Consider the following 15800-nt stretch of genomic DNA (forward strand, 5'->3'; position numbering starts at 1 on the left):
GCCGGATCGATGCCTTGTCGTGTCCAGGTCCGTGCCCGTGCCGTTCGCCCCGAGCCCCCCGTGAACCGGAAAGAGGAGACCCATGTCCCGCCCGACCCGCCCCGTGCACGAACAGACCCTTGACGGCTTCGGTACGGTGCGCATCCGTCCGCTGGCCCCCGAGGGCGACGCCGAGGTCCTCCACGGCTGGGTGAGTGACGAACGGGCCGCGTTCTGGGGGATGAACGGACTCACGCGTGACCAGGTGGCCGAGATCTACGCCCATATGGACGGCCTCGACACCCATCACGCGTTCCTCGTCGAACTCGACGGCACCCCGGTCGCGCTGCTGCAGACGTACGAGCCGTCCGAGGACCGGGTCGGCGAGTGCTACGAGGTGCAGCCGGGGGACATCGGCGTCCATGTCCTCATGGCGCCCGCGGGGGAGGACGGCAGAAGACCGGGCTGGTCGTCGGCGTTGATGGGTTCGTTCGCGGCGTACGTGCTGCTGGGGCTCGACCGGCGGCGCATCGTCATCGATCCCGATGTGCGCCACGAGAAGGCGCTGGCCCGCTTCCGGCGGCAGGGCTTCGAGGCCGGCCCCGCGGTCACCCTGCCGGAGATCGACCTTCCGGACGTCCACCTGCCCGAGAAGAGGGCTCAACTCGCCTTCCTCCGGCGCGAAGTGGCGTTCCCCGAACCGATGTGACCGCGGAGGTCCGGACCGCCGGGCGGCGCCGGACGGGTCGACCGTCGCCGGCGCCGGTCCCGCGGTCCACGGCCCGGTCCGTGGTCCGCTCGGGGATCCGGTCGGCGGGCCTTTCCGTGGCGTCCGAAGGTCGGTGCGACGCGACGCGACGAGACGGGTGAGGGTGGGGGCGCGTGCCCGGGGTCAGCCGAGGTCGCGCAAGTCCCCCTTGCGGAGACCGAGTTCGCGCTCCGCCGTCGTGAACACCAGGGCGTCCAGCGCGGGATGGCTGAACGACGTGTCGTCGTTCGAGTAGGAGTCGAGGCCGTCGATCACCACGAGGACGACCAGGCATGCCTCCTCCGGGTCCGGGGCGGTGAAGTCCCCCGCCCGCACCCCTTCCTCGATCAGGGCCGTGAGGACGCCGCGCATGACCGCCTCCTGCTCGGCGACCACGCGTCGCAGGTTCGGACGGTAGCGGGCGAGGTGTCGGGCGTTCAGCCAGAGCCTGCCGAGATTGGCGAAGTCGGTGTCGCTGATCCGGTGGAGGAACCGGCTCATGCGTGTCTTCGGGGGCAGATCCCCGTCGGCCTCGGGCAGGAGTGCGTCCCTCTCGCGGCTGACCGCCCGGGCGAACGCCTCGCACAGCAGCGCGTCGACGGTGGGGAAGTAGTGGCTGATCAGCCCGGGCCGCACCCCGAGCTCCGTGGCGACGAGCTGCATCGTCACGCGCTCCAGCCCCTGCTCCAGCGCGAGCCGGGCCGCCGTCTCCAGGATCTCCGTCCGTCGCTCGGCGGGGTCCTTGCGGGTCCGGGTGCTCCGGGGGCTTGACGTCATGCGGATCAGACTATTGGATGTCGCACCAATAGTCTATTGGTTAGTGCACCAATAAGGCTCGGTCCTCCCGGCCCGCCGCCCCGGACGCGGCGGCCGGGCCGGGGACAGACGTCCGTTCGCCTCGCTGAAGGAACCCATCCATGGCCCAAACCCCCACGGCCCGTGACGAGGCCGGCCCCCGAGCCGGACTCGAACGGGCCGGCAACGTCGAGACCCGGGGCATCGAATGCGTGCCCGACGACGAGCGGCACGGATCAGCGCGCGAGCTCTTCGCCATCTGGGCCGCTCCCAACGTGAGCTACCTGAGCTTCGTGGTCGGCGCGACACTCGTCCTCATCGGCCTCTCGCTGCCCGAGGCCCTCGCGGTCATCGTCGCGGGAAACCTCTTCTGGCTCCTGACGGGCTTCATAGCCGTCAGCGGCCCCGCCTCGGGCACCACCGGCTCGGTCGTCTCCCGCGCGATGTACGGGACGGTCGGCAACAGGGCGGTCGTCGCGGTCACGGGGTGGCTGATCTCGGCGCTCTACCTGGCGCTGAACTGGTCGGCGGCCTCCGTGGCCGGCATCGGCCTCGCGGCCCGGCTCGGCCTGCCGGACTCCACGGCCGTCGACACGCTCGTGATCTGCCTGATCGCCGGTGCCACCGTCCTCGTCGCGATCTACGGGCACGCGACGATCGTGCGCCTCTACACCGTGCTGACCGTGCTGCTGCTCCTCGTGTTCCTCGTCGTCTCGGGCATCGTGCTCGGCCACACGGACTGGTCGTACGCGCCCGCCGAGCCGCTGCACGGCTTCGCACTGCTCGTCGCCGTGGCCTCCGGGTTCACCCTCGTAGCCTCGGCCCCGCTCTCGTACGCCAACAGCCCGGACCTCGCGCGCTACCTGCCCCGCGACACCAGCCGTACGGCCGTCGCCCTGTGGACGTCGGCCGGCGCCTTCCTGCCGAGCGTCGTCTTCACCGCCATCGGGGCCTTCGCGGCCACGAGCCTCGACATGAGCGACCCCCAGGCGGCCCTCGAGGGCGTCATGCCCGCCTGGTTCGCGCCGGTCTTCGTCATCGGCGTCGTCGTGAACACCGTGGCGAACAACGGCATGACCGCCTACAGCGCCGGACTGTCGATGCAGTCCATCGGCGTACGGCTGCCGCGCGTGACCGCCGTCCTCGTCGTCGGCGTCATCGGGACCACGATGACGCTGTTCGCGATCCTCGTGTTCGACTTCCTCACGGCGGTCAACGCCATGATGGAGCTCGTCGTCGTGATCACCGGCCCCTGCATGGCCGTCTACGCCACCGACATCGTGCTGCGACGCAACCGCTACGACGGGATCGCCCTCCACGACCAGAGCCGCACCGGACCGTTCTGGTACCGCGGAGGTGTCAACTGGGCCGGCACGCTCGCCACCCTGCTCGGTGCCACGGCCGCCACGCTCTGCGCCGCCTCCAGCTCCTGGGCCGGCCCCCTCTCCGCGGCGATGGGCGGCCTCAACCTCGCCGTGCCGGTGGGAGTCCTCGGCTCGGCGGCCCTGTACTGGGCACTGTCGCGAGCGCTCCACACCGTTCCCGCCGCACCGCACCCCGCGCGGAGGACGTCATGACCGCCGATCTCATCGTGCGCGCCGCCCGGATCGAGAATTTCACCGGCACGGCCGCCCCGACCGGACATCACGTCCCCGCCGTCCGGACCGGGAGCGTCCTCGCCGTCAAGGACGGCCGTGTCCTGGCCGTCGGGGGTGACGAGATCCTCGACCGGTACCGGGGCACCGGCACCGACGTCCGCGAATTCCCGGGCGCGACCGTCACCCCCGGACTCACCGACGCCCACGCTCACCCGGTGTGGGGGTCGATCGAGATCGGCAGCGGCCTCGACCTCGGCGGGCTGACGACACTCGACGCGGTGTGCGACCGCATCGCCGGCCACCTCGGCACACTCGCGCCGGGCGCATGGGTCACCGGATTCGACCTCGACATCAACGTCTTCGGCGCGGCACCCGGCGGAGAGGTCTTCGGACGGCGCTTCCCCGGCGTCGCGATCTCACTGATGACCCGCGACGCGCACGCCCTCGTCGTCAGTCCCACCGTCGTCCGGCAGGTCGGACTCACGGGGCGGGAGACGTTCGACGACGCCTCGCGGATCGTCGTCGGGGCCGACGGCAGGCCCACCGGCTTCATCGTGGAACTCCAGGCCATGGGACTCGTCCTCGACCACTACCCCGACGTCCCGGTCACGACCGCCGCCGGACACGTCGCCACCCAGCTGCACAAGCTCGCCGCGACCGGCCTCACCGGCCTGCACGCCATGGACTTCACCGACCCCTCCGAAGCCGTCTACCGGGAGATCGAGAGGACCGGAGACCTACCGCTGCGGGTGCGCTGCTCGCCGCTCGTCCCCGCCGACTCGGGGCCCGACGTCTGGGCCGCGGTCGCGAAGACGCAAGCGCTGGCCGGGCGGCGCTGGCACGTCGAGGGCGCCAAGTTCATGCTCGACGGCACCGCCGACAACGGCTCGGCGTGGTTCGACCACCCGGACGTCCTCGGGCAGAACCGCCACCCCCTCTGGAAGGACGTGGAGGCCTACCGCGCCGCCGTCCGGTACTTCACCGAGCGCGGCATCCCCACCGCCACCCACGCGATCGGGGACCGGGCGGTGCGCTTCGCCCTCGACGTGATCGAGGAGGCGGGCAACCCCGGCCGCGCCCCGCACCGGATCGAGCACATCGAGTCGATCCCCGACGACCTGCTGGGCCGCTTCGCCGCACTCGGCGTCGTCGCCGGCCTGCAACCCGTCCACGCCACCCGTATGACGAGGCCCGACCAGAGCGACAACTGGTCGCGGCGGATCGGCCCCCGGCGCGTCGCGCACGGCTGGCGCACGCGCGACCTGCTCGACCACGGCGCCGTCGTCGCCCTCGGCTCCGACTGGCCCATCGGGATCGGCGACCCGCGGATCGCCCTCGCCGACGCCCAACTGCGCCGCCCCGTCGACGAACCCACGGCCGCCCCCGTGCAGCCCGGCCAGCGGATCAGCGCCCGCGAGGCCTACGCCGGGATGACCATCGCCACCGCCACCGCGGCCGGCGCGGGCCACCGGCTCGGCCGGATCGCCCCGGGCTACGCGGCCGATCTCGCCGTGTTCGCCCACCACCCCCTCGACCTGACCCCCGAACAGCAGGCGGTCAATCCCGTCCTCGCCACCTTCGTCGACGGCAGCCCGATCGTGCACGCCACCCAGGAGACCCTCCCGCGATGACCTCCTCCGTACCGTTCCCCCGCCCCGACCGGCGACCGCACGTGAGCGTGACCGCCGCCGATCCGTACGACCGCGGCCACGCCAGGGGACGGCAGCTCACCCCTGACCTGCACGGCGCGATCGACGTCTACGACCGGCTCTTCGCCCTCGGCGGCATCCGGCCCGGCACCGTCCGCGACGACGCCCACCGCGCACTCGACGCCATCGGCGGCTTCCGCCCGGCCCTCCGCGCACAGATCGAGGGACTCGCCGACGGAGCGGGCATCGAAACCTGGCAGGCCGCGGCGCTGAACGCCCGCACCGAGATCCTCGCCCGCTCCCGCGCGGTCCCGCCCGGGGAGTGCTCCACCGTGGTGCGCCGCCTGCCCGCGCAGCACGGCGGCCACACGCACCTCGGAGTGCAGACGTGGGACTGGCACGTCGAACTCAGCCCGTACTGGCACACACTCGACTGCGCCGGCGGCACCCACCGCTACGTCGGCATCACCGAACACGGCATCCTCGCCAAGATCGGCGTCAACAGCGCCGGACTCGCCCTGCACTTCAACATCCTCGGGCACCGGGACGACCGCGTCGGCGGACTGCCCGTGCACGTCCTGGCCGCGCTCGTCCTCGAAGAGGCGGACAGCGTGGACCACGCCCGCCGGCTGCTGCGGGACGCCCCGATCGCTTCGTCCGGGTCCTTCATGCTGTTCGACACGCGACAGGCCCTGCTGCTCGACATCAGCCCGGCCGGTGTCTTCGAGGTGCCCCCGATCGCCGAGGGAACCCACCTGCGCACCAATCACTTCCTGACTCCGGTCCCCGCCGAGCACGAGAAGTCCCGGCTCTACCAGCCCGACTCCGCCGAGCGTTACGCCTTTCTGCGCCGACGGCTGGTACAGGGCGGCACGGCCCTTGCGCGCGGAGAGGGCGCCGGTGAAGGTGTCGGCTACGGCGGCGCGCTCGTCGAGCAGCTGGTCACCGGGCCGGGCGAGCCGCCCGTGACCTGCGTTCCCGACATGGACGGGCCCACCGGGCGTCGCTGGGCCAGCCTCGCCACCGTGCTCCTCGACCCCGCCGCGCGCACCGCGCGCGTGCTCGACGGGACCCCGGCCGAGCACACCACGCGGCCCTGGCACGTCCTCCGGGCCTGACCGGCACCGCCTCACCGGCGGGGCATCCCGACCACGGTCCGGCCGTGTTGCTGATCGGGCCCGGTCCTCGAAGGATGGTGAGGGCGCGAGCCGGCCCGGGGTCCGCCCGGGGCGTCGACGGGTACCGGAGGACATGAGCCGGTGCCCGGGCGACAGCGGCGGAGAGGAGGCCCCCGTGGAACCGGCCGTACAGGCACAGGGAAGTGGGGGCCCGCCGGCCGGGGCGGCGGAGGGAACCGACCCGCGGCGCTGGAGAGCCCTGTGGGTCACCCTCGTCGCCGGGTTCATGAGCCTGCTCGACGTGACGATCGTCGCGGTGGCGCTCCCCTCCATGCAGCGGGACCTGCACGCCTCCGCACCGGCCATCCAATGGGTCGTCTCCGGCTACGCCCTCACCTTCGCGCTGGTCCTCGTGCCCGCCGGGCGCCTCGGAGACGCCATGGGCCGGCGGCGCATCTTCCTGCTGGCGCTCGCCGGGTTCGTGCTGTGCAGTGCCGCCGCGGGCGCCGCTCCGACGATCACACTCCTCGTCCTGGCGCGGCTCGCGCAGGGCGTCGCGGCGGGCTGTCTCGCCCCGCAGAACTCCGCGCTCATCCAGCAGATGTTCCGGGGCGGGGAGCGCGGGCGGGCCTTCGGCATGTTCGGTGCCACCGTCGGGATCTCCAGCGCCGTGGGCCCCGTCGTGGGCGGCCTGATCCTCATGCTCGCCGACGGACCCCAGGGCTGGCGGTGGATCTTCTACGTGAACGTGCCGGTCGGCGCGCTCGCCCTCCTGCTGGGGGTGCGGCTGCTGCCCCGCGTCGCGTGCGGGCGGCGCGCACCGCTCGACCTGGTGGGTGTCGTGCTCCTCGGCTGCGGGGTGCTGAGCCTGATGCTGCCCCTGGTACTGGCCGAGGCGGGCGGTGTCCGGCGGCTGTGGTGGCTCTTCGTGATCGGACCGGCCTTCCTCGTGGCCTTCGCACGCTGGGAGCGGCGCGTCGCGACGAGGAAGGGACAGCCTCTCCTCGATCCCGCCCTGGTGACCTCCACACGTGGCTACGCCACCGGCGCGGCCATCGGCGCCCTCTACTTCGTCGGGTTCAGCGGTGTGTGGCTGGTGTTCGCCCTGTTCTTCCAGAACGGGCAGCACTACTCGCCCCTGCGGTCGGGGCTCGCGGTGACACCCTTCGCCATCGGTTCGGCCACCGCCGCGTTCGTGGCGGGCCGGCTCGTGGAACGGCTGGGCCGGCTGCTGACCGTGTGCGGGCTCGCGGGGGCGATCCTCGGTCTCGGCTGCGCCGTCCTCGTGCTGTGGCGGGTGCCGGGGGAGAACGCCGTCTGGTACGCCGCGCCGGCGCTGTTCGTCGGGGGCATCGGCAGTGGCTGCGTCATCTCGCCCAACATCACCATGACGCTGCGCGACGTACCGGTCCGGATGGCGGGAGCCGCCGGCGGTGCCCTGCAGACGGCGCAGCGCCTCGGCGGCGCCGTGGGCACCGCGGTCCTGCCCGGTCTGTTCTACCTGGTGCTGGACTCCCGGCACGGCTCCTTCCGCACCGCCGTCGCGGTCGCCGTGGGGTGCGGCATCGCGCCCATCGTGTGCGCGTTCGTCCTCGCCGTGCAGGACTGGCTGCGCGACCACCGGTCTCGTCCGGCGGCGTCCCCGCCCGAGGTGTCGCACAGCCATACGCATGCCAGTCAGTGCTGAGGGTGGAGGCGAGGGCGTCTGTCCGGTGGGTGGGTCGGGTCCGTGCCGGTGATCCGCCCGTTGCAGCCGTTGCAGCCGTTGCAGCCGTTGCAGTCGTTGCAGCCGTTGTGCGGGGCGGTGCCGGCGGATGCTCGGTGGGTGCGTGGCGCTGGCCGCCACGGGCATTTGATTCACCGGCACGGCCCGTTCCGCGAGAGAGCGGGTGCCGCGTCGACGGGACTTGGGCGCGGGCTCAGAGGTTGACGGACTTCATGCCTGCCTCGTCGTAGCGCTCGCCCGCCGGCTCCGGGAGTTCGGCGTCGATGCGGGCCAGGTCCTCCTTGGTCAGCTCGATGTCGACCGCGGCGGCGTTCTGTTCGAGGTAGGTGCGCCGCTTGGTGCCGGGGATCGGTACCAGGTCGTCGCCCTGCGCCAGGACCCAGGCGATCGCGAGCTGAGCCGGCGTCACGCCCTTCTCCGTCGCGATCTCCTTCACCTTCTCCGCGAGTCTGAGGTTGGCCTCCAGGTTCTCGCCCTTGAAGCGCGGGCCCGAGCGGCGGAAGTCGCCCTCGTCGAGGTCCGCGGGGGAGGAGAACCGGCCGGCGAGGAAGCCACGGCCCAACGGCGAGTACGGGACGAAACCGATGCCGAGTTCCCGGCACGTGGGCAGGACCTCCGCCTCCGGGTCCCGGCTCCACATCGAGTACTCCGTCTGCACGGCCGTGATCGGGTGCACGGCGTGCGCGCGGCGGATGGTGTCCGGTCCCGCCTCGCTGAGGCCGATGTGGCGCACCTTGCCCTCCGCGACCAGTTCCGCGAGGGCGCCGACGGTCTCCTCGATGGGCACCTTGGGGTCCACGCGGTGCTGGTAGTAGAGGTCGATGTAGTCGGTGCCGAGCCGTTCGAGGGAGCCGTGGATCGAGCTGCGCACGTGTTCGGCGGAGCCGTCCTGCGGTCCCACCGTGCTCATGTCGCCGGGCGAGGCGTTGTCCATGCGGTAGTTGAACTTCGTGGCGACGACGTACTCGTCGCGGCGCCCCTTGATCGCCCGGCCGACGAGCGTCTCATTGGTGAGCGGCCCGTACAGCTGGGCCGTGTCGAGGAAGTCCACGCCGAGGTCGAGGGCGTGGTGGATGGTCTTGATGCCCTCCTCCTCGTCGGTGGTGCCGTAGAAGGCGGACATTCCCATGCAGCCGAGACCGATGGCTGACACCTGGAGGTCTCGCAGCCTGCGCTGTTTCATGTGGGGTTCCAGCCTTTCCTGCAAGTGCCGATCTTCGTTCCGGGGCGCCCTGCGTCCGGATCCCTCATCCATTGAGCTCTGGATCGCGGACTCCGGCATCCCGGGCAGGTGCGCCATGTCCTGGACGCTATGACTTCGAGAGCACTCGAAGTCAAGTGGGCAGTCCTGGGTGTGGAAGCCGGCGGGCGAGGCGTCCACCGCGCAGGCGGCTCGCCGGGCGAGACCTGCTGTCGGCGGCGAGGATGGCGTCATGACCGATGCGACCAAGGCAGTCCTCGAAGGCGGCCCTGACGATCTTTCCGAGCGGATCGTCTCCGCGCCCGCGCCGGGGCTCGACATCAAGGTGCCGTTCCTCGGGGGGTACGAGCACTTCAGGGCGACGTCGCGTGAGCGGGAGACGTCGCAGGGCACGCTGCCCGTGTACGAGTGGTGGGAGCGGACCGAACTGCCGGGCTAGAGACCCGGTGCACGCAACGCCCCGGAGCGGGGCGTTGCGTGGTGCGTCTACGCGTTCGGCGGGGCCGCCTGCTGCACGACGTCGAAGGACCACAGGGTGGAGCCGCTGGCCGCGGGCTTGGGGCGTTCACCGCTGTCCGCGCCGGCGCCTTGGTGGGCCGCTTTCATGGGGCCCTCCATCCAGGCCTGGAAGGACTCCTCGTCACGCCAGCGCGTGTAGACGAGGTAGTTGTCGGTGCCCTCGACGGGGCGGAGAAGCTCGAACCACTCGAAACCGTCGGAGTTCTCCACCGCGTGGGCGCGGGAGGCGAAGCGCTTCTCCAGCGTCTCCCGCTGGTCGGCGGGGACGGCCAGCACATTGATCTTGACTACGCTCATGGTCCTCATCCTGCCGTACGGCGGTTCGTGGGCCGGGAGCGCCTCAACCGCTCGGGGTGTCCTGCAAGGTGGCGGAGCCGCTCTCGGTGTGTTCGCGTACCGCGATCCGGGCCAGTTTCGTCAGCATCATGCCGTTGCGGACCGCGATGACGTAGTCCACGGGCAGCCCGTGCATCCGGGTGCCGGGCCCCCGCAGGGGGTGCCAGTCCAGGACGAAGAGTGTGTTCTCTCCCCACGGGACGAGGCGCATGGCGATACGGGCCGCGCCGAAGGGCTCGGCCTTCGCTTCGAGCTCCAGCCGGCGTTCCGGTTCGCAGATGCGGACGACGCAGGTGTCGTCGAGGGTCAGCGGACCGACGCCGACGCGGACTTGCAGCCGGGCGCCCACCTCCGGCCAGTGCGGATCCGCGTCCAGGACCTGCTGGGTTCCGGTCACCCACTCGCCGTAGCGGTAGCCGTCGCACAACAGGCTCCACACCTCGGAGGGTGAGCTCAGGATCAGACGGCGGTTCCGGGCCACAGTGGCCACGCTCCTTCCGCGGGACGGCCGCGCGGTGCGTCGGACCGCGCGGCATGCCCTTCGACGGTAGCCGCGCGCCCCGCGTCGGGCACCCGTGGCCGTGACCGGGCCAGGGTGCTCGACGTGGTGGTCACCAGGGGTGTCGGGCAGCGTGGTGTCGCCGGGCGGCACCGCCCCGCTCGGCCGATCAGGTGACGCCGAGCGGGGCACGGACGCCGGTCACGGGGCCCAGGGGTTCTCCACGGACCATGTGGTGTCCTCGGTGAAGGACGCCGGGTTGTCCCAGGCGTGCGCGCCGCCCGGTGTGGCCAGCCACAGTTCGGCGCCGATGTGCCTCAGGTACTGGCCGGGGAAGTCGGACGCCATCAGACGCACGCCTCCGCTCCCCTGCACCGCGCACCAGGTGGCGTCGGACTTGAACAGCGCGGATCCGTCGCCGGGATCCTTCCGGACCCGGAACTCGCGGTGCCGCAGGTACTCGCCCGGGTAGTTGCGCGACTCGAAGGAGTAGCAGGAGGAGTCGGCGAGACCCGGGACGATCTTCCAGGTGGCGTCGTTCTTCAGCAGATCGGGGCTTCCGGAGTCGACGGCCTCGGTGAAGCCGAGGCTGTCCTTGTGCCGCACATAGCGGTCGGTGTAGCCCGGTGTGGTGACACGCAGGGACTTGTGGACCCCGGTGGGCAGGGTCACGGGTGGGGCCGGGTTCCTGGAGGCGTCGACCAGGGCTTGGTTGGCGGCCTTGACGCGTGCCTCGTCGACCTTCACCACCTGGCGGTCGTACGTCATCAGGCCGTTGGCCTCGTTCTCGACGTCGGTGATCTCGGTGTACACGGAGGCGGACAGGCCCGCGGGCATCTGCTGGAGCCGGATCGCGTCCAGCAGCCCGGTCAGCCGGTCGTCGAGTCTCGCGGTGCTCGCCTGGTCCTCGTAGCTGAACCCGCCACCGGGATACCACTCGTGGCCGGACACCTTGTAGCCGAGCCCGCCGTACTCGCCGAGGACGGCGGCACGGGTCGCGGTCGGCGAGGTGACGCCGGGGCCCACGTAGACATGGTGGTCGACGACGTCGCCGTTTCCTCCGTCGACGGCGCCGCAGCAGTTGATCCCGCTCATGTTGTCGACCAGCCGGGACGGGTCGTACGCCTTCACGTCGTTCGCGATGCGGGCCTGGTCGTACTGGCCCCAGCCCTCGTTCTGGTCGACCCACATCACCAGGGACGGGGAGCTGCGGTGCTGGTCGATGATGCGGTGGAACTCGCTCTCCCACTGGGTGCGGGCGGCGCTGCTCGGGGTGCGCAGGTCCATCGCCGGCATGTCCTGCCAGACCAGCAGACCGAGCTTGTCGGCCCAGTAGAACCATCGCTGCGGTTCGACCTTGATGTGTTTGCGGACCATGTTGAAGCCCAGGTCCTTGTGCTTCTGGAGGTCGTACTTCAGTGCCGCGTCGGTGGGCGCGGTGTAGATGCCGTCGGGCCAGTACCCCTGGTCCAGGGTGCCGGTCTGGAAGACGAACTTTCCGTTGAGGACGGGCCGCAGCACGTTGCCGACCTTGGCCAGGCCGATGGAGCGCATGCCGGTGTAGCTGCCGGCCGTGTCGACGACCGACGAGCCGGACAGCAGCTCGGCCTTGACGTCGTACAGGAACGGGTCGTCGGGAGTCCACAGGTGCGGGTTCGGCACGGAGACGGTGAACTGGCTCCCGACCGGCCCGATCGCGGTGCCGACCGTGGTGCCGCCCGTGGAGACGGTGACGCGTGCGGTCTGCCCGCCGACCCCGTCACCGCGCACCGTGACCTTCAGGGTGTTGTTCGTCAGGTCGGGAACCATGTCCAGGCGCGTGATGTGCGCGGTGGCCGTGGGTTCCAGCCAGACCGTCTGCCAGATGCCGGAGGCGGCCGTGTAGAAGATGCCGCCGCCCGCGTGCGGGGTCACGTCGTTGATGCGTTGCTTGCCGACCGCCTGGTCGCCGGTCTGGGTCGGGTCCCATACGGAGACGACGACGGTGTTCGTCCCGCTGGTGAGCAGATCGGTGATGTCGTACGAGAACGCGTCGTACCCGCCGTTGTGCTGGGCACCGGCCTGCCGGCCGTTGACCCAGACCGTGGTACGCCAGTCACTGGCACCGAAGTTGAGCTGGACACGGCGTCCGTTCCACCCGGCGGGGACGGTGAACGTGCGCCGGTACCACAGCTTGTCGTTCTGGGTGATCTTGCGCTGGATGCCGGAGAGCGCGGACTCCGCGACGAACGGCACCCGGATCTGGTCCGGCCAGCTGGTGGGCTGCCCGGCGTCCGCGGAGGTCACCGCGAAGTCCCAGATGCCGTTGAGGTTCGCCCAGTCCGGGCGGGTCAGCTGGGGGCGCGGATACTCCGGCAGCGGATTGTCCGTCGGCACCTGGCCGGTCCACGGTGTCGTCATGGGCGCCGGTTTGGGCGTCCAGGCAGTCGCCGCCGCCTCGGCCGTGCCGGCCGCGGCGGTCAGCGCCGCGGCACACAGCAGGACCAGGGACACGAAGGCGGCAGCGGTGTCGCGCAGTGTCCGTCTGCGTCGTGGCTGCGGTAAGGAAGCCATGAGTGCTCCTTGCGGGTGTGGGGAGGAGCCCCGGTCCTGTCGGGCCCGGGCGCGTTACAGCAGGCGCCACTGGTGGTCGGTGGTGCCGTTGTCCGTGAACTGGACGACGTGTGCGCTGTCTTCGCGGGACATCAGGTGGACGCCGAGGACCTTGCCGCTGTTGCGGTTGCGGAGACGGAAGAACCCGTCGCCGTCGTGTTCCGGGCGCCACTGGTGGTCGGCGGTGCCGTTGTCGGTGAATTGGACGACGTGTGCGCTGTCCTCGTGGGACATGCCGTCGACGCCCAGGACCTTGCCCGAGTTCTCGTTGCGGATGCGGTACCAGCCCGCTTCGTCCGGCAGGAAGGTCCACAGGTGGTCGGTGGTGCCGTTGTCGGCGAACTGGACCACCTGGGCGCTGTCTTCGTGGGACATGCCGCTGACGGCCAGCACCTTGCCGGAGTTGCGGTTCTCGATCCGGAGCGGTCCGTCCGGCAGCAGCCGCCAGAGACGGTCGTCGGCGCCGTCGTCGGAGCGCTGGACGGCGGGCGCGCTGTCCGCGGTGGAGCCGCCGAGGACGCCGAGCACCTTGTCGCTCTCGCGGTTGCGCAGGCGGTACCAGCCGTCACCCGCGTCCACGAGCCGCCATTGGTGGTCGGCGGTGCCGTTGTCCGCGAACTGCACGACCCGTGCGTCGTCGTCGTGGGACATCCGGTCCACACCGAGGACCTTGCCGGAGTTGGCGTTGCGGACGAGATACCAGCCACCGTCGGCGACCAGCTGCCACTGGTGGTCGGTGGTGCCGTTGTCCGTGAACTGGACGACCTGGGCGCTGTCTTCGTGGGACATCCCGTCGACTCCGAGTACCTTGCCGCTGCGGCGGTTGAGCAGCCGGAAGAAGGCGCCGCCCGTGGTCCACCGGGTACCGGACGGTGAGGCGATCGGAAGGGCGGAGATCCGCAGGCGCGCCGCACCGAGCGGGATCAGGGTCACCGTCTCCACGGGCTCGGTGCTCAGCGCCGGGCTCGGCTGGAGGGGTTCGACCACGCGTTGGTCGTCCGCGCGCCATTCGGGGATGCGGCGTGCGGGGGCCGTGATCCAGTGGGGCACGGTGGCCTGGGTGAACGGATTGTCCGGGAGGGTACCGTCGGAGGAGGCGAACGTCAGGCCCGCCGTGGGGTCGGTGGCGGTGGTGGCCAGCCCGTAGTTCCAGGGGGTGGTGGCGTGCACGTCGTACTCGGGGAAGGTGTCGCTGCCGCCGGTGCGGACGTGCTCCTCGCCGATGCGCAGGGCATACGTCAAAGGCCCGCGGTCGATGCTGACGGACCGCCCGTTGCGCTCCCAGGTGCGCGCCGTGATGCGCTGCGGCAGGCGCAGCCGCACCACGTCTCCGTCGCGCCAGGTGCGGTTCAGTCGCACGAACGCCGGACCGGGCGAAACGGAGCCCACCGACTGCCCGTTGACGGTCACACTCGGGTCCGGGCACCAGCCGGGGACTCGGAGCAGGAGCGGGAAGGCGGTGGCGGCGGGCACGGAGACGGTGAGCGTGACGGTGTCCCCGAACGGGTAGTCGGTCTCCTCGCGCACACCGACCTGCACGGAGTCGGCGACCTCGGCGGTGACCTCGCAGGGCGCGTAGAGGGTGGCGCACAGACCGCCGTCGGGCGTCGCCGTCCACAGTTCCTGGGTGAACCAGGGCCAGCCCATACCGTAGTTGTGCGGACAGCACCGGTACTGGTCGACGCCCGGTCGGTACGACTGCATTGCGAAGCCGTTCTGGAACTGGGCGTGCGTCTTGGGCCGGTTGTCGAGGTCGACGCAGTTGGCGCTGGTGATGTAGTGGACGGCCCGGCCCTGCGGGTCGAGCGCGGCCGGCAGCGCGTTGAACGCCAGATCCTCGCAACGGTCGGCCCACACCGGGTCACCGGTGAGCCGGGTGAGCAGTTCGTGACTGGCCATCAACTCGACGATCCCGCAGGTCTCGAAACCCTGGCGGGGGTCGGTGAATCCGGGCCGGACGTTCTCGTCGCCGGCGAACCCGCCACCGGGGAACTGCCCGTAGAGCCCCATGACCGAGTCGTACGTGCGGTAGGCGGCGCGGACGTCGTCGGCGGACCCGGAGCGCGCCGCGTACTGCGCGGGTTCGCGGAACCCCTGGGCGATGTTGACGTTGTGGCCGCTGGGCAGCGGGCCGGTCCAGTCGGCTCCGTGTTCGTGCATGGTGTCGACCAGGTCGAGCAGGAACGCGTCCCCGGTGCGGTTGTACAGCCACACCGCCGTGTCGATGCCGTCGCCCCAGCGGTACGACACCCAGCTGCGGTCGAAGGCGGAGGTCCCCTGTGCGTGCATGTACCGCAGAAAGGCCGTGAGGAAGGGAATGATCCGGTCGTCGCCCGTGTACTCCTGCCAGGAGCGCAGCGCTTGGAGGAGGGGCAGGAACGGCCAGAAGTCGGGGCCGCCGTCCAGCGAGGTCCGCAGCGGCTCGGGGCCGAAGAAGCCGTCGGAGCGGGCGGTGTCGACGATCGCCTCGATCCAGCGGCGGGCCCGGGCGAGGGCGTCGGCGTCGCCGGTCACGATCGCGAGGTCGACGAACCCGCGCAGCCAGTAGGGCACTTCCTCCCAGCCGCCACGGTCGGGGTGTGTCCACCCCGACGCCGATCGGTCGAGGAAGTGGGAGATCTCGTCGTACCGGCCGCACAGGCCGTCCAGCTGGAGTCGCAACTGACCCGCCAGCCAGCCACGCGGCCGGACGGCGGTCACCGGCAGCCGGAGCAGTGCCGAGGGGTGCAGGGGAGCGGCGTTGGGATGGTGGAGGCCACCGGATGCCGGAGTCAGGGCCGACGGCGAGGGACGGCCGGAGGCCGCCGCGACGGCCGCGGGGCCGGTGGTGGCGAGGACGGTGAGCGAGGCCAGACCGATGAACCGGCGTCTGTCGAGGGGCATGGGGGAGCCTTCCGTGGGTGGGGGAGGAGACCGGCCGCGGGCGGGTGAACGCCCGCGGCCGACCGGTGCGAACCACGGTGCGGTGTCGTGTCGTTGGAGCTTGGTCGTACTGGTCGTCCAGGTGGTTCCGGTGGTTCCGGTGGTCCTGGTCGTCCGA

12 protein-coding genes are annotated in these 15800 nt (G+C 71.3%); 6 read left to right on the forward strand and 6 right to left on the reverse strand.

Going from position 1 to position 15800, the window contains the following annotated elements; genetic code table 11:
- Positions 1 to 82 precede the first annotated feature (82 nt).
- Positions 83 to 688, forward strand: coding sequence for a GNAT family N-acetyltransferase (locus ACSYGO_RS41185; protein WP_460389871.1), 606 nt, complete (start codon positions 83 to 85; stop codon positions 686 to 688).
- Between the two features lie 183 nt (positions 689 to 871).
- On the opposite strand, the gene ACSYGO_RS41190 is transcribed toward ACSYGO_RS41185, so the two are convergent.
- Positions 872 to 1504, reverse strand: coding sequence for a TetR/AcrR family transcriptional regulator (locus ACSYGO_RS41190; protein WP_432176528.1), 633 nt, complete (start codon positions 1502 to 1504; stop codon positions 872 to 874).
- Positions 1505 to 1644: 140 nt separating this feature from the next.
- Here ACSYGO_RS41190 and ACSYGO_RS41195 point away from each other — a divergent pair, with 140 nt between their 5' ends.
- The 4 genes from ACSYGO_RS41195 to ACSYGO_RS41210 all read left to right on the forward strand — a co-directional run bounded on the left by ACSYGO_RS41195 (position 1645) and on the right by ACSYGO_RS41210 (position 7574).
- Positions 1645 to 3099, forward strand: a complete 1455-nt coding sequence (locus tag ACSYGO_RS41195) for a purine-cytosine permease family protein (RefSeq protein WP_460389872.1) — start codon at positions 1645 to 1647, stop codon at positions 3097 to 3099.
- Complete coding sequence (locus ACSYGO_RS41200) at positions 3096 to 4751, forward strand: amidohydrolase (RefSeq protein WP_460389873.1); 1656 nt, start codon at positions 3096 to 3098, stop codon at positions 4749 to 4751. Before ACSYGO_RS41195 ends, ACSYGO_RS41200 begins: the two co-directional genes overlap by 4 nt.
- On the forward strand, positions 4748 to 5887 hold the full coding sequence (locus ACSYGO_RS41205) for a C45 family autoproteolytic acyltransferase/hydolase (RefSeq protein WP_460389874.1): 1140 nt from the start codon (positions 4748 to 4750) through the stop codon (positions 5885 to 5887). Before ACSYGO_RS41200 ends, ACSYGO_RS41205 begins: the two co-directional genes overlap by 4 nt.
- A gap of 175 nt (positions 5888 to 6062) precedes the next feature.
- Positions 6063 to 7574: an MFS transporter gene (locus ACSYGO_RS41210; protein WP_432176532.1), complete on the forward strand. Its 1512-nt coding sequence runs from the start codon at positions 6063 to 6065 to the stop codon at positions 7572 to 7574.
- A gap of 232 nt (positions 7575 to 7806) precedes the next feature.
- Here ACSYGO_RS41210 and ACSYGO_RS41215 read toward each other — a convergent pair whose 3' ends face one another.
- Positions 7807 to 8796: an aldo/keto reductase gene (locus tag ACSYGO_RS41215; protein WP_426676340.1), complete on the reverse strand. Its 990-nt coding sequence runs from the start codon at positions 8794 to 8796 to the stop codon at positions 7807 to 7809.
- A 250-nt stretch (positions 8797 to 9046) separates the two neighbouring features.
- Between ACSYGO_RS41215 and ACSYGO_RS41220 the strand changes: the two genes are divergently transcribed.
- Positions 9047 to 9253 carry a DUF5988 family protein gene (locus ACSYGO_RS41220; RefSeq protein WP_460389875.1) on the forward strand — a complete coding sequence of 69 codons (207 nt, stop codon included), beginning with the start codon at positions 9047 to 9049 and terminating at the stop codon, positions 9251 to 9253.
- A 47-nt stretch (positions 9254 to 9300) separates the two neighbouring features.
- Here ACSYGO_RS41220 and ACSYGO_RS41225 read toward each other — a convergent pair whose 3' ends face one another.
- From ACSYGO_RS41225 to ACSYGO_RS41240, 4 genes are all read right to left on the reverse strand, one after another.
- Positions 9301 to 9630: an antibiotic biosynthesis monooxygenase family protein gene (locus ACSYGO_RS41225; protein WP_460389876.1), complete on the reverse strand. Its 330-nt coding sequence runs from the start codon at positions 9628 to 9630 to the stop codon at positions 9301 to 9303.
- Positions 9631 to 9673: 43 nt separating this feature from the next.
- A complete protein-coding gene (locus tag ACSYGO_RS41230; RefSeq protein ID WP_426676893.1) occupies positions 9674 to 10150 on the reverse strand; it encodes an SRPBCC family protein in 477 nt (158 codons plus the stop codon).
- 219 nt (positions 10151 to 10369) lie between these two features.
- Positions 10370 to 12721 (reverse strand): AbfB domain-containing protein, encoded by a 2352-nt coding sequence (locus ACSYGO_RS41235; protein ID WP_460389877.1) that lies wholly within the window; start codon positions 12719 to 12721, stop codon positions 10370 to 10372.
- A gap of 54 nt (positions 12722 to 12775) precedes the next feature.
- Positions 12776 to 15643, reverse strand: a complete 2868-nt coding sequence (locus tag ACSYGO_RS41240) for an RICIN domain-containing protein (RefSeq protein WP_460389879.1) — start codon at positions 15641 to 15643, stop codon at positions 12776 to 12778.
- Positions 15644 to 15800: the final 157 nt, after the last annotated feature.

The organism is Streptomyces krungchingensis, from assembly GCF_054729265.1.

Excerpts from the sequence above, each read along its gene's own strand:
- ACSYGO_RS41185 (WP_460389871.1), top strand. The coding sequence starts at position 83 with ATGTCCCGCCCGACCCGCCCCGTGCACGAACAGACCCTTGACGGCTTC.
- ACSYGO_RS41220 (WP_460389875.1), top strand. The coding sequence starts at position 9,047 with ATGACCGATGCGACCAAGGCAGTCCTCGAAGGCGGCCCTGACGATCTT.
- ACSYGO_RS41215 (WP_426676340.1), bottom strand. The coding sequence starts at position 8,796 with ATGAAACAGCGCAGGCTGCGAGACCTCCAGGTGTCAGCCATCGGTCTC.
- ACSYGO_RS41195 (WP_460389872.1), top strand. The coding sequence starts at position 1,645 with ATGGCCCAAACCCCCACGGCCCGTGACGAGGCCGGCCCCCGAGCCGGA.
- ACSYGO_RS41240 (WP_460389879.1), bottom strand. The coding sequence starts at position 15,643 with ATGCCCCTCGACAGACGCCGGTTCATCGGTCTGGCCTCGCTCACCGTC.
- ACSYGO_RS41200 (WP_460389873.1), top strand. The coding sequence starts at position 3,096 with ATGACCGCCGATCTCATCGTGCGCGCCGCCCGGATCGAGAATTTCACC.
- ACSYGO_RS41225 (WP_460389876.1), bottom strand. The coding sequence starts at position 9,630 with ATGAGCGTAGTCAAGATCAATGTGCTGGCCGTCCCCGCCGACCAGCGG.
- ACSYGO_RS41205 (WP_460389874.1), top strand. The coding sequence starts at position 4,748 with ATGACCTCCTCCGTACCGTTCCCCCGCCCCGACCGGCGACCGCACGTG.
- ACSYGO_RS41190 (WP_432176528.1), bottom strand. The coding sequence starts at position 1,504 with ATGACGTCAAGCCCCCGGAGCACCCGGACCCGCAAGGACCCCGCCGAG.
- ACSYGO_RS41235 (WP_460389877.1), bottom strand. The coding sequence starts at position 12,721 with ATGGCTTCCTTACCGCAGCCACGACGCAGACGGACACTGCGCGACACC.